This window comes from Arsenicicoccus dermatophilus, assembly GCF_046267915.1.
In the GTDB taxonomy this organism is placed as follows: domain Bacteria; phylum Actinomycetota; class Actinomycetes; order Actinomycetales; family Dermatophilaceae; genus Arsenicicoccus; species Arsenicicoccus dermatophilus_A.
Window position 1 is genome coordinate 1,814,440 of sequence record NZ_CP176520.1, and the last position, 12,196, is coordinate 1,826,635.

The window sequence follows — 12,196 nt, forward strand, 5'->3', positions numbered from 1 at the left end:
GGAGATTCGACATGAGCGGCACCGTGACGCCCGAGACCACCCAGACCCCGCCGGCGACCCCCTCCTCGCCCTACGGGCTGCACCGCGTCGTCCTGCAGGACGGTGAGCGCCCGGCCCTGCCGCAGGCGGCCCGCCGCCTGGACGCCCGCCCGCAGCTGTGGCCTGACGAGGTCCGGGTCGACGTCGAGACGCTCAACCTCGACGCGGCCAGCTACCGCCAGCTGCGGGAGGCTCATGGCGCGGCCGGGGTGCGCCAGGCCGTGCTCGACATCGTCGCCGAGCGCGGCAAGATGCAGAACCCCGTCACGGGCTCGGGCGGCATGCTCATCGGCACGGTCGCCGAGGTCGGGCCGCGGTCGACGCTCGGCCTGCAGGTGGGCGACCGGATCGCCACGCTGGTGTCGCTGAGCCTGACCCCGCTGCAGATCACCGACGGACTGCGGCGCTGGGACGGCGAGGACGAGCGGGTGCCCGCCCAGGGCCACGCGATCCTGTTCGGCCGGTCCATCGCGGCGGTGCTCCCGGAGGACATGGAGCCCGAGCTCGCCCTCATGGTGATGGACGTGTGCGGCGCCCCGGCGCTGGTCGACCGCGTGGTCCGCGAGCACCACGACCGCACCGGCGAGGCCCCCTCGGTCCTGGTGCTGGGTGGCGCCGGCAAGTCCGGGTCCCTGTCGCTGGCCGCCGCCCGGCGCGCGGGTGCCGGGACGCTGACCGCGGTGGTGCCCTTCGAGGCCGAGGCCGGGCTGCTGCGCGGCACCGACCTGGCCGACCACGTCGTGCTGGCCGACGCCCGGGACCCGCTGGGTCTGCTGGGCGCGGTCGAGGCGGCCGGCGGACCGGCGGACGTGACCGTCGTGTGCGTGGACGTCCCCGGCTGCGAGCACCCCTCGATCCTGGTCACCCGCGAGGGCGGGACCGTGATCTTCTTCTCCATGGCGACGTCCTTCAGCGCCGCCGCGCTGGGCGCGGAGGGCCTGGCCGCCGACGTGCGCATGCTGGTGGGCAACGGCTACACCCCCGGTCACGCCGCGCTGGCGCTGGACCTGGTGCGGTCCGACGCCCAGGTCCGTTCCCTCTTCACCCGGCGGATCGCCCCCACGGCAGACTGAGCGCATGCGAGTCCGCACGCTCTACCGCAACGGACAGGTCTACGTCCCCACCCGGGGCTTCCCCACGGCCCTGCTCGTCGACGGCACCCGGGTGCTGTGGGTGGGCGACGAGGACGAGGCCGACGCCCAGGCCGCCGACGCCGAGGTGGTCGTGGACCTCGGCGGGCGGCTGGTCACCACGCCCTTCGTCGAGCCGGCGCTGCTCTGCGCGCAGGCCGGTGACCTGGTGGGCGCGGTGGACCTCGGCGCCGCCACGTCGCTGGCCGACGCCCTGGACCGGGTCGCGGCGGCGGCGAGCTCCGGCACGGGTCCGCTCCTCGCCCGCGACTACGACGAGAGCCTGTGGCCCGAGCTGCGGGCGCCCACGCCCGAGGAGCTGGCCCGCGCCTCCGGCGACCGCCCGGCCCTGATGATCCGGGCCGGGCTGGGCGCCGGCGTCGCGTGCGGCGCGCTGCGCGCCCTGGCCCAGGAGCACCTGCCGGACAGCGTCACCTGGCCGGACGAGCTCGGGCCCGTGCAGGTGGACGACCTGCGGCAGGTGCTGCCGCGGCTGCGGACCCCTCGGGAGCACCGGCAGCAGACCCTCGGGCTGCTGCGCCTGGCGGCGGCGCAGGGCATCGGCGCGGTGCACCTGCACCACGGCAGCGAGTCCTCGGTCGTGGAGCTGCGCGGGGCGGGGGACGAGTCGATGCCGCTCCCGGTGATCAAGCACTACCTCGACCGTCTGTGCACGTCCGCCGACGAGCCCCTCGCGCTGGTCCGCGACCTAGGGCTGCAGGGCTGCTACGTCCCCGTGGACGGCCTGGTGCGGCTGCGCCGTGCCGCGCTGGTCGAGCCCTATGCCGACGCCCCGGGTTACGCCGGGCCCGACCCGCTCCCCGCCGAGGCCATCGCCGAGCACATGGTGGTGACCTCCCAGGTGGGGGTGCAGAGCAACCTGGTGGCCTTCGGGGACCGGGCGGCCCAGGAGCTTGCGGCCGGGCTGCGGCTGGCGGTCCGCCAGGTGGGCCTGGACCGCTTCCGGGCACTGCGGCACCGCACCCTCACCCAGTCCGTGGCCGACCACATGGTCCTCGGGACCCTCATCGACCTGGCGGTGAGCGTCGCCCGGGTGCCCCAGGTCGACGCCTACCTCGGCGCCCCCGACGGTGTCCTGGCCAGGCGCCTGGGACCCTCCCGCGTCCAGGCCTACGTGCGGCTCGCGTCCCTCGTGACCGACGGCCTGGACCTGCACCTGACCTCGACGGCGCCGGAGACCCCGCTCGACCCCTGGGGCACCGTGCGGGCGGCCCGCTGGCACCGCTCCCCGGAGGAGCGGCTGTCGGTGGGCGAGGCCTTCCGGGCCCACACCCGGGCCGGCTGGTCCGCCATCGCCGAGGACTGGCGGGGCCAGCTCGACGTGGGCCTGCCCGCCGACCTGGTGGTGTGGGACCTGGACCCCGACCAGCTCCTCCAGCACCAGCAGGAGCGGCTGCACACCCCCGGCCTGCCGCTGCTGGCGCCGGGCACCGACAACCCCACGGCGGTGCTCACCGTCGTCGGGGGGCGCATCATCCACTCGACCGAAGGAGCCCTGTCATGACCCGCGCCGCAGCGAGTCCACCGCGCGCGCACCTGGAGCTGGACCCCGACGTCGTCCGGCGGGCGCGCACCCTGGCGCGCAGGGCCGGTGGCCCCGTGGTCCGGCTCGCGCAGCAGCACACCACCGTCTCGGTCGAGCGCGCGACCCTGCGCCTCGCGGGGCTGTCCGGCGCCGACCACGAGCGCGTCCCGTGGGTCAACCACCTCGTCGACACGGTCCGCGAGCAGGTCGGCCTGGAGCACGGGGTCACCACCCCGGCCTACGACGCGATCGCCCGGGGCGTCGCCCCGGACCTGGTCACGCTGGCGCAGAAGGCCGCCGCCGGGGCTGCGGACTTCCGCCTGCCCGAGGGCAAGGAGCTCATCACCGCTCGCACGTTGGCGATGCGCGGCGTCAGGCCCGGGATCACCCAGATCGACAGACAGCGGGCCGCCCGCGAGCGCCTGATCGCGAAGGTCGGCGACGCGCCGTCGCGTCCCTGGGTCTACCTGATCGTCGCCACCGGCGACATCTACGAGGACATCCCGCAGGCCCAGGCTGCTGCGCGCGGGGGAGCGGACATCATCGCGGTGATCCGGTCCACGGGGCAGTCCTTGCTGGACTACGTGCCCGAGGGGGCCACCCGTGAGGGCTACGCCGGCACCTATGCCACGCAGGAGAACTTCCGGCTGATGCGGGCGGCGCTGGACGAGACGAGCAAGGAGCTCGGTCGCTACGTCCGGCTGACCAACTACGCCTCGGGCCTGTGCATGCCGGAGATCGCCGCGCTGGCGGGCCTGGAGCGCCTCGACATGATGCTCAACGACTCGATGTACGGCATCCTCTTCCGCGACATCAACCCGGTCCGCACCTTCGTCGACCAGCGGTTCAGCCGTCAGGTGCACGCCCGGGCCGGGATCATCATCAACACCGGCGAGGACAACTACCTCACGACGGCGGACGCCGTCGAGGCGGCGCACACCGTCACCGTCAGCCAGCTGCTCAACGAGTACTTCGCCAAGGAGGCCGGGCTCGAGGACTGGCAGCTCGGTCTGGGGCATGCCTTCGAGATCGTCCCGGAGCTGCCCGACTCCTTCCGGATGGAGCTGGCGCACGCGATGCTGGCGCGCGACCTGTTCCCCGAGGCCCCGCTGAAGTGGATGCCACCGACCAAGCACATGACCGGCGACGTCTTTCGCGGCTACCTGCTCGACGGCTTCTTCAACTTCGTCGGCGGACTGACCGACCAGGGGATCCTGCTCGTGGGCATGATGACCGAGGCGGTCGTGACGCCGTTCCTGTCCGACCGCGACCTGGCCCTGCAGAACGTGCGCTACGCGCTCGAGGCGGGCCGCGGTCTGCGGGAGGACTTCCGGCCGCCGACGGACGGGTTCATCCAGAACCGCGCCCGGCAGGTCCTGTCCGAGGCGGTCGACCTGCTCGAACGGATCGCCGACGACACCCTGCTCGACGCCATCGCGGACGGCACCTTCGGTCTGATGAAGCGGCCGGCCGACGCGGGCAAGGGCCTGGACGGCGTGGTCCGCAAGGCCGACGACTACGACAACCCGGCGATCACGCTCCTCGACGAGGGCGTCGCCACGACGACGGGAGGCAGCAGGTGAGCGGCGAGGACCGGTCGGGGGAGCGCGCCCTCCCCGACATCATCAGGCCGTATGGCGACACGACCGGCGACGGCATGGTCCAGATGTCGTTCACGCTGCCGATCCCGCACGACAAGCGGGCCGAGGGGGCGGCGCTGCAGCTCGCGGACAAGATGGGCCTGAAGCCGGCGCTCCTGGTACACGCCAAGGCGATCGGCCCCGACTTCACCTTCTTCGTGGTCTACGGCAGCGTCAACCACCTGGTCGACCTGCGCGACGTGGTCGTGGTGGAGCGGGACTACCCGCTGCTGGGTGCCAAGGAGGTCAACGCGGCCATCAAGAAGCAGCTGCGGCGGCCGCTGGTGGTGGTGGGCGCCTGCATCGGCACCGACGCGCACACCGTGGGCATCGACGCGATCCTCAACATCAAGGGCTTCGCGGGGGAGAAGGGCCTGGAGTACTACTCCGAGATCAAGGTCGTCAACCTCGGAGCCCAGGTCCTGGTCCCGGACCTCGTCGAGCGGGCCCGGGCCGAGAAGGCCGACGCCATCCTGGTCTCCCAGGTGGTGACCCAGCGAGACGCGCACATCACCAACACCCAGGAGATGTCCGCCGCCTTCCGGGAGGCCTATCCGGCGGGGACCACCCCGCTGCTCGTGGTGGGCGGCCCGCGGTTCGACGAGTCGGCCACGGCTGAGCTCGGCGTGGACCGGATCTTCGGCAAGGGCACGACGCCCGGCGAGGTGGCGTCCTACCTCGTCCACGCCCTGGCGCAGCGGCAGGGCGCCGACAGCCCTACCACGACCACGACCACGAAGGAGCAGACCCGATGAGCGCAGGCACCGGCCCCGCGGTGGGCACCACCGTCGTCCACCGCCGCTACGTCCCTTACAGCCACGCGCACTATGCCGGCAACCTCGTCGACGGGGCCTACTCCCTGGCGGCGTTCGGCGACGTGGCCACGGAGATGTGCATCCGCACCGACGGCGACGAGGGGCTCTTCGCGTCCTACAGCGACGTCCAGTTCCGGGCGCCGGTCCGGGCGGGGGACTGCCTCGAGATCAGCTGCACGCTGGTGCGGGCGGGTCGCCGGTCTCGGGAGATGGACTTCGAGGTGCGTGTGGTCGCCCGGGGCAACCCTGCGCGCGGCGAGTCGGCGGCCGACCTGCTGGACCCTCCGGTGGTGGCGACGACGGCCCGCGGCGTGGTGGTGGTACCGGCACCCAGCGAGGGCTGACCCTCACCCCGATCACCCTCGGCGAGATGTCGGCCGTCCCGGGGACGACGGGGCACGACCTGGACGGAACGTAACCGTTTCGTCACACGGCGTGTTCTTTGCGACACGCCGCGTATCGGACGATTAAGGGTCATAACACCCCCGGCCCTGACCTGCGGAAACACCCGAAACCGCAGGTCAGGGCGGTGTTGACAGTTACACACGGTCACCTAATAGGTTGACGGTGGTTGCCCGCCATCCTCGGGCAGCAGCGCGGCCCGCATGCCTAGTAGAAAACGTCACGGCCCTGGCACCGGACCTGTCCGGAGACCGGCCCGAGGCGGCCCCAACGGCATGCGGGCCGTGCTGCACCCCGCAAGGCCCTCCGCCCGGCTAGGGTGACGCGGTGTCCCGACTCGCCCTCGCCCTGCTCGGCGGCCTCGCCCTGTGGCTCTCGTGGCCGGCCCACGACCTGTGGTTCCTGGCCCCCGTCGGCATCGGGCTGGTAGCCCTGGCCACCCGGGGAGCGGGGGTGACCCGCGGCCTCGGGCTGGGGGTGCTCGCGGGACTGGCCGCCTACCTGCCCGCCCTGCACTGGTCCGGGATCTACGTCGGCAACCTCCCCTGGGTCGCGCTCGCCCTGCTGGAGGCGTCGTACGTCGGCCTGACCGGTGCCGCGTGCGGCGCCCTCGGCAAGCGGGCCCCGCGGGGGTGGCAGCTGCCCTACGCCGTGGTCGTCGCGGCGGCCTGGTGCACCGGGGAGTGGTTGCGCTCCGTGACCCCGTTCGGGGGCTTCCCCTGGCTCAAGATCGCCTTCGCCATGGCCGACGCCCCGACGCTGCCCCTCGTGCGGTATGTCGCGACACCCGGTCTGACGTTCGCGGTCGCCCTCGCCGGTGGCCTGCTCGCCGCCGGGTTCCTGGGGGTCGGGCGCGCCGCGCGGCACCGGGCCGCCCGCTCGCCCCGGGCCCTGACCCGACCCGCCGGCGCGCTCGCCGGGGCGGGAGTCATCCTGTGGGGGCCAGCCCTGCTCACCGTACCCACCGACGGCACCCCCGTCGACGTCCTCGCCGTCCAGGGCAACGTGCCGCGTGCCGGGCTGGACTTCAACGCCGAGCGTCGCCAGGTGCTGGACAACCACGCCGAGGTCACCCGTCAGGCCGTGGCCGCCCAGGTGACCGCCGGGCGCGGCGAGCCCGCCTTGGTGGTGTGGCCCGAGAACGCCTCGGACATCGACCCGGTCGCCAACGCCGACGCCGGGCAGGTCATCACCGCGGCCTCGGTCGCGGCCAACGCCCCGATCCTGGTGGGGACCCTGCGGTACGGCCCGCACGACCAGATCAGGAACACCACGCTGCTGTGGGAGGGCTCCAAGGGGCCGACCGCGCACTACGCCAAGCGCCACCCGGTCCCGTTCGCCGAGTACATCCCCTACCGTTCGTTCTTCCGGCACTTCAGCGACAAGGTCGACCTGCTCACGCACGACTTCGCAGCAGGGGAGGAGGTCGGCGTGATCACCGCCCCGACCTCCCGGGGGCCGGTGCCCGTCGGCATCGGTATCTGCTTCGAGAGCGCCTACGACGACCTGATGCGCGACGCGGTCACGCACGGCGGGCAGGTCCTGGCGGTCCAGACCAACAACGCGACGTTCGGCTACACCGACGAGTCCTACCAGCAGCTGGCGATCTCCCGGGTGCGCGCGGTCGAGCTGGGCCGCTCCGTGGTGCACGTCTCGACGGTCGGCACCTCTGCCCTGATCACCCCGGACGGGGCGACCCACCAGCAGACGGCGCTCTTCACCCCGGCTGCGCTGCGTGACACCTTGCCGCGTCGGACGGAGATCACCCCCGCCGTGCGGGTGAACGATCTGGCGGTCTGGCTGTCGATGGTGATCATGGCCCTAGGAGCCGTCGCCCGGACGGCCCAGCCACGCACGACCTCCACCTACGCACCCCGACTCCCGTGAACGGTCTGACACCATGCGCACCCTGGTCCTGATCCCGACGTACAACGAGCGTGAGACGCTCCCTCGCTGCCTGGAGCGCCTGCGCGCCGCCGCCCCGGAGGTCGACGTGCTCGTGCTCGACGACGGGTCCCCGGACGGCACCGGCCGGCTGGCCGACGAGATCGCCGCTCGAGACCCGCACGTGCGGGTCATGCACCGGCAGGGCAAGGAGGGCCTCGGCAAGGCCTACCTCGCGGGCTTCGAGCAGGGGCTGCGCGACGGCTACGACGTGCTCGTGGAGATGGACGCCGACCTGTCCCACCGCCCTGAGCAGCTGCCCGACCTGTTGAAGGCGCTGGACGACCCGCAGGTGGGGCTGGTCATCGGCTCGCGGTGGATCCCCGGCGGCGGGATCGTCAACTGGCCCTGGCACCGCAAGTTCCTCAGCGTCGGCGGCAACTACTACATCCGCGCGCTGCTCGGGATGCCGGTTCACGACGCGACGGCCGGTTTCCGGGCCTACCGCGCCGACACGCTGCGCCGCATCGGCCTGGACGGGGTCGAGTCGCACGGCTACTGCTTCCAGACCGACCTGACCTGGCGCACGGTCCGGGCCGGCATCACCATCCGTGAGGTCCCGATCACCTTCGTCGAGCGCGAGACCGGGGTCTCCAAGATGAACGGCGACATCGTCCGCGAGTCCATGCAGCGGATCACGACGTGGGGCCTGAAGCACCGGGGCGAGCAGGCTCGTCGGTTCGTGGAACGCCGACGCGGTCAGGGGCGTTGGAACACCTTGTGAGCGCTCCCGCCGATCGTCGTCCTCGTGGGTCCCGCTGGCCGCTGCTGGCCTTCGTCCTGCTGCTCGTCGTGCCCACGCTCGAGATCGCGGTCATCGTCGCGATCGGGCGGGTGATCGGGGGCTGGCCCACGATCGGCCTGCTGCTGCTCGAGTCGGCGATCGGTGCCTGGCTGGTCAAGCGGGAGGGGCGCGCCGCCTGGACCTCGCTGCGCGGTGCGCTCGCGAGCGGGCGACTGCCCGCCGGAGAGCTTTCCGACGCCGCGCTCGTCCTGGTGAGCGGGACGCTCCTGCTGACGCCCGGTTTCCTCAGCGACGTGCTGGGGTTCGCCTGCATCCTGCCCGGGACCCGTGCCGTCGCCCGGCGGCTGCTGACCCGCGTGGTCACCCGTCAGCTGCTCGCCTCGGCGCCCGGCGTCCGGATCCATCCGTCGTCGACCGCCGGACCCACCCCGTCCTGGGCGACGACAGGCGCGGCGGGATCCACCCCAGGGCCGGGGACCAGCCCGCGCGGCGCCGGGCCGGGGGCCACGCGGGCGACTCGCTCGGACGACGACGTGATCGAGGGAGAGGTGCTCTGACGCCGACCGCCGCACGACGAGGGCCCGGCACCCTGAGGGTGCCGGGCCGTAGGTCGCGTGCGGGTGACCTGCTTCAGGCCGAACGCTTGGGCTTCTCGCCGCGGGAGGCCCGCAGCAGCTCCAGGCGCTCCTCGAGGAGCTCCTCCAGCTCCTTGATGGAGCGGCGCTCCAGGAGCATGTCCCAGTGGGTGCGTGCCGGCTTGGCGGGCTTCTCGACAGGGGCGTCCCCGCCCTGGAGCCGACCGAGCTCGCCGCAGCGGCACTCCCAGGTGCCGGGCACCTCGGCCTCGATGGAGAAGGGAAGCTCCGTGACGTGGCCGTTGGGGCAGGTGTAGGAGACGAGCTGTCGCTCGCTGGGAACGACCCCGTCATCGGTCTCCATGCTGAAGGACCCGAGGCGCGATCCGCGCAGTGACCGCTCGGCCATGTCCGTTCCCCTTTCGATCGGTGACGTGCCTCGTGCTTCGCCCGAGGCCATACCCGCGTGCCCGAACCAGCAAACCGGGCGACCCTAACGCCGGAATCGATGACGTTCAGTAGCGGTCAACCCTCCTATTCTAGACGATCAGCGGCTCCGGATTGCCCGCTGCCCGGATCCCGGCGCGAACGTCCACGCGCGCCAAGAGGATTCCACCGACGACGAAGAACGCCACGAGCGCCAGGATCGAGAGCCGGTAGGAGTGGGTCCACTGCTGCACGAGACCGAACAGCAAGGTGCCGAACCAGCTGGTACCCCGCTCCATGGCCTGGTAGAGGCTGAAGAACTCCGACTCGCGCCCGGCGGGGACGAGCTGGCTGTAGAGCGAGCGGGAGAGGGCCTGGGAACCGCCCATGACGATCCCGATCAGGGCGCCGAGCGCGGCGAAGGCGGGAAACACGCCCGCCGGGACGAAGAACGCGATGGCCACGACCGCGGTCCACACCACGAGCGAGCCGAGGACCGTGCGGCGGGCTCCCGCTCTCCGGGCGATCCGGCCGAAGCCCAGCGCACCGCCCACCGCGACGACCTGCACGAGCAGGAAGGTCATGAGCACCTGGGTGTCGGTCATCCCCAGCTCGCGGGAGCCGTACAGGCTCGACGCCGAGATGACCGTCTGGATGCCGTCGTTGAAGAACAGATAGGCCGCGAGGAAGAGCAGGGTCTGGGGATGACCTCGCAGCTCGCGCAGGGTGTCCCCGAGCTGGGCGAAGGCGCCGGCGCCGACGCCGCGACCACGCGCCTGCGGCGGCAGGTCGGGCACGAGCTCGCGCCCGGGGAGGTCCCGGAGCCCGAGGACCGGGACGAGCGTGAACACCCCCCACCACAGCCCGGCGCTCAGCAGGCTGACCCGCACCGCCGTGCCCGTGTCCAGGCCCAGCCGTCCCTTCAGGGTGAGCAGGGCGAGGTTCAGGGCGAGGAGCAGGCCACCTCCGACATACCCCAGGGCCCAGCCGCGGGACGACACCCGGTCCCGGTCGTCGGGCCCGGCGATCCGGCACAGGATGCCGTCGTAGATCACCAAGGTCGCGCCCAGGCACAGGGAGGCCACCATGATCTGCGCGACGCCGAGCTGCCAGGCCGCGCCCTGGAGGAAGTACATCGACGAGGCCGCCAGGGCGCCGACCCCGGCGACGAGGCCGAGCAACCGCTGCGGGCGCGGGTGCCGGTCGGCGACCGCCCCGACGACGACCAGGAGCACGGCGGACAGCAGCGTGGTCATCGTGGTGACGTAGGGATAGAGGGACCCGGGGGAGACCGGCACGCCCAGGACCCGAGAGGTCGGTCCGGCACACCTGGTCGGTCGGCTGCCCCGGGCAGGCCGCCCGGTTGGCGATGCTCGTGAGGTAAGGACCCATCAGCACGGTCGCCGTGGTCGTGACGTACCCGGAGTTGGCCCAGTCGTACCAGTACCACGCACGTTGGTGGCGTGTGCTGCGTCGTCGGGCGACCGGCGCCTCGGCGTGTGTCATGGGGGTCTCCTTGCAGGTCACGCCCCCGGCGACGGGGCGGCCCGATCGTAACCGGCCGGTCGACCGGGCCGCAGGAGCTGTCCCCAGGCATGATGGGCCCATGCGCATCCTCGGACCATCGGACCTGCTCACCGCCGCCGTCACCGTGAGGGACGGGGTCACGGACGCCGCGGACCTGTGGCCGCGCACCCTCGACCTCGTGGACCGGGTGGAGGCGATGGTCTCTCGCGGCGAGGCGCTGCTCGCCCAGGCCGAGGAGCTCCTCGCCCAGGCGGCGCTGTCCCGGGCCCACGTCGACGCGGTCGCGGACGCGGCCGACGCCACCAACGACCGGGTCGCCGGCATCGTCGCCCGTGCCGAGGCTCTCGTGGCGGTGGGGGAGCAGCTCATGCCGTCCATCACGCCCCTGGCGGACAAGGCCCTGCCCATCGCGGCGGAGGTCGTGGACTCGGTCGACCGTGACGAGGTGCTCGCGGTCGTCGGCCTCATCGACCGGTTGCCGGGCACGCTGCGCCAGCTCGACCAGCTGGCCCCGGACGTGCGCGAGATCCTCACCGCCGTCACCGACCTGTCCCACGCGGCGCAGGGGCTGCCGGGCGTGGGATCGCTGATCCGCCGCGGCGAGCGCAAGGACGACGAGGGCGAGGTCTGACCCGATCGTGGCTGCTGTGCGCGCACCCCACCCCGACGGCGGCGCGCCCGTCCCGGGCGGCCATCTGCGGCGGGCGCGCCGCCGTGCCCCGTGGTGGCTCGGTGCCGGGGTGCTGGTCCTGCTCACGGCCCTGTGGGGGCACCTCAATCCCACCGACTCGCGACTTGTCCACGAGCTGCTCGACCACCCGATCGTCCACGGCGCGGCCGGGTACGCCCTGCTCGGGTGGGGCCTGCGCTCCCTGGTGACCGACGCCCAGCGCCGGCTGGTGGTGACGATCCTGGTGGCCGCCGTCGGCGCCACGGTGCTGGGCCTGGTGGGCATGCTCGCGCAGATCGGGGTGCACCCGGACCGGGACGAGCGGGTGCTGCCGGCGCCGGTCGAGGGCGTGGCCGAGCCCTACGAGGCCGACGTGGTGACCGACGGCGACCCGGTGTCCCCCCGCATGACGGTGGCGGTGCAGCACCGGGCCCTCGACCTCGCGGCCCGGCGCTGGGACGTCGCCTGCGTCAGCACCGAGTACGACCCGCTTGCCGACGCCCGGTGGCAGGCGCCCGGCACGCTGGTCCTCCGGCTGACGTCCGGGCGACAGGTCACGGTGGGCGTTGATCCGGCGACCGGGCAGCCGCGCGAACCGGTCCGGCTGGGGCGCAGGTGCGGCGGACCCGCCGGATCCTGACCGTCGTCCACAGGTCGTCGCGTCCCGGAGCGGTCGTCCACAGGCGTCGTACGACGGCCTGCCGACCCGCCTGCGCCCGTGCCACCGTGGCCGGTGA

Annotated in this window: 12 protein-coding genes; 10 read left to right on the forward strand and 2 right to left on the reverse strand. The window is 73.0% G+C overall.

Translation table 11 applies throughout. The annotated features are described in order from the left end of the window. Window positions 1-11 precede the first annotated feature (11 nt). From ACK2IS_RS08755 to ACK2IS_RS08790, 8 genes are all read left to right on the forward strand, one after another. Complete coding sequence (locus tag ACK2IS_RS08755) at window positions 12-1,112, forward strand: L-erythro-3,5-diaminohexanoate dehydrogenase (RefSeq protein ID WP_409482960.1); 1,101 nt, start codon at window positions 12-14, stop codon at window positions 1,110-1,112. 4 nt (window positions 1,113-1,116) lie between these two features. Next, window positions 1,117-2,694, forward strand: a complete 1,578-nt coding sequence (locus tag ACK2IS_RS08760; RefSeq protein ID WP_409482961.1) for an amidohydrolase family protein — start codon at window positions 1,117-1,119, stop codon at window positions 2,692-2,694. Beyond that, complete coding sequence (locus tag ACK2IS_RS08765) at window positions 2,691-4,298, forward strand: lysine 5,6-aminomutase subunit alpha (RefSeq protein WP_409482962.1); 1,608 nt, start codon at window positions 2,691-2,693, stop codon at window positions 4,296-4,298. Before ACK2IS_RS08760 ends, ACK2IS_RS08765 begins: the two co-directional genes overlap by 4 nt. After that, entirely contained in the window at window positions 4,295-5,110 is an 816-nt protein-coding gene (locus tag ACK2IS_RS08770; RefSeq protein ID WP_409482963.1) for an OAM dimerization domain-containing protein, read from the forward strand. Before ACK2IS_RS08765 ends, ACK2IS_RS08770 begins: the two co-directional genes overlap by 4 nt. Further along, window positions 5,107-5,514: a hotdog domain-containing protein gene (locus ACK2IS_RS08775; RefSeq protein WP_409482964.1), complete on the forward strand. Its 408-nt coding sequence runs from the start codon at window positions 5,107-5,109 to the stop codon at window positions 5,512-5,514. The genes ACK2IS_RS08770 and ACK2IS_RS08775 overlap by 4 nt, the downstream gene beginning before the upstream one ends. A 385-nt stretch (window positions 5,515-5,899) precedes the next feature. Further along, a complete protein-coding gene (gene lnt, locus ACK2IS_RS08780; RefSeq protein ID WP_409482965.1) occupies window positions 5,900-7,459 on the forward strand; it encodes an apolipoprotein N-acyltransferase in 1,560 nt (519 codons plus the stop codon). 13 nt (window positions 7,460-7,472) lie between these two features. Beyond that, window positions 7,473-8,240 carry a polyprenol monophosphomannose synthase gene (locus tag ACK2IS_RS08785; RefSeq protein WP_409482966.1) on the forward strand — a complete coding sequence of 256 codons (768 nt, stop codon included), beginning with the start codon at window positions 7,473-7,475 and terminating at the stop codon, window positions 8,238-8,240. Further along, window positions 8,237-8,818 carry an FxsA family protein gene (locus tag ACK2IS_RS08790; RefSeq protein ID WP_409482967.1) on the forward strand — a complete coding sequence of 194 codons (582 nt, stop codon included), beginning with the start codon at window positions 8,237-8,239 and terminating at the stop codon, window positions 8,816-8,818. The genes ACK2IS_RS08785 and ACK2IS_RS08790 overlap by 4 nt, the downstream gene beginning before the upstream one ends. 73 nt (window positions 8,819-8,891) lie before the next feature. Here ACK2IS_RS08790 and ACK2IS_RS08795 read toward each other — a convergent pair whose 3' ends face one another. Next, the gene (locus ACK2IS_RS08795; protein ID WP_409482968.1) at window positions 8,892-9,245 is read right to left on the reverse strand and encodes an RNA polymerase-binding protein RbpA; all 354 of its coding nucleotides are present in this window, start codon (window positions 9,243-9,245) and stop codon (window positions 8,892-8,894) included. 130 nt (window positions 9,246-9,375) lie between these two features. After that, window positions 9,376-10,560, reverse strand: a complete 1,185-nt coding sequence (locus ACK2IS_RS08800) for an MFS transporter (protein WP_409482969.1) — start codon at window positions 10,558-10,560, stop codon at window positions 9,376-9,378. A 308-nt stretch (window positions 10,561-10,868) separates the two neighbouring features. On the opposite strand from ACK2IS_RS08800, the gene ACK2IS_RS08805 reads away from it, so the two are divergent. Beyond that, complete coding sequence (locus tag ACK2IS_RS08805) at window positions 10,869-11,420, forward strand: hypothetical protein (protein ID WP_409482970.1); 552 nt, start codon at window positions 10,869-10,871, stop codon at window positions 11,418-11,420. 16 nt (window positions 11,421-11,436) lie between these two features. After that, window positions 11,437-12,099 (forward strand): hypothetical protein, encoded by a 663-nt coding sequence (locus ACK2IS_RS08810; protein ID WP_409482971.1) that lies wholly within the window; start codon window positions 11,437-11,439, stop codon window positions 12,097-12,099. Window positions 12,100-12,196 lie beyond the last annotated feature (97 nt).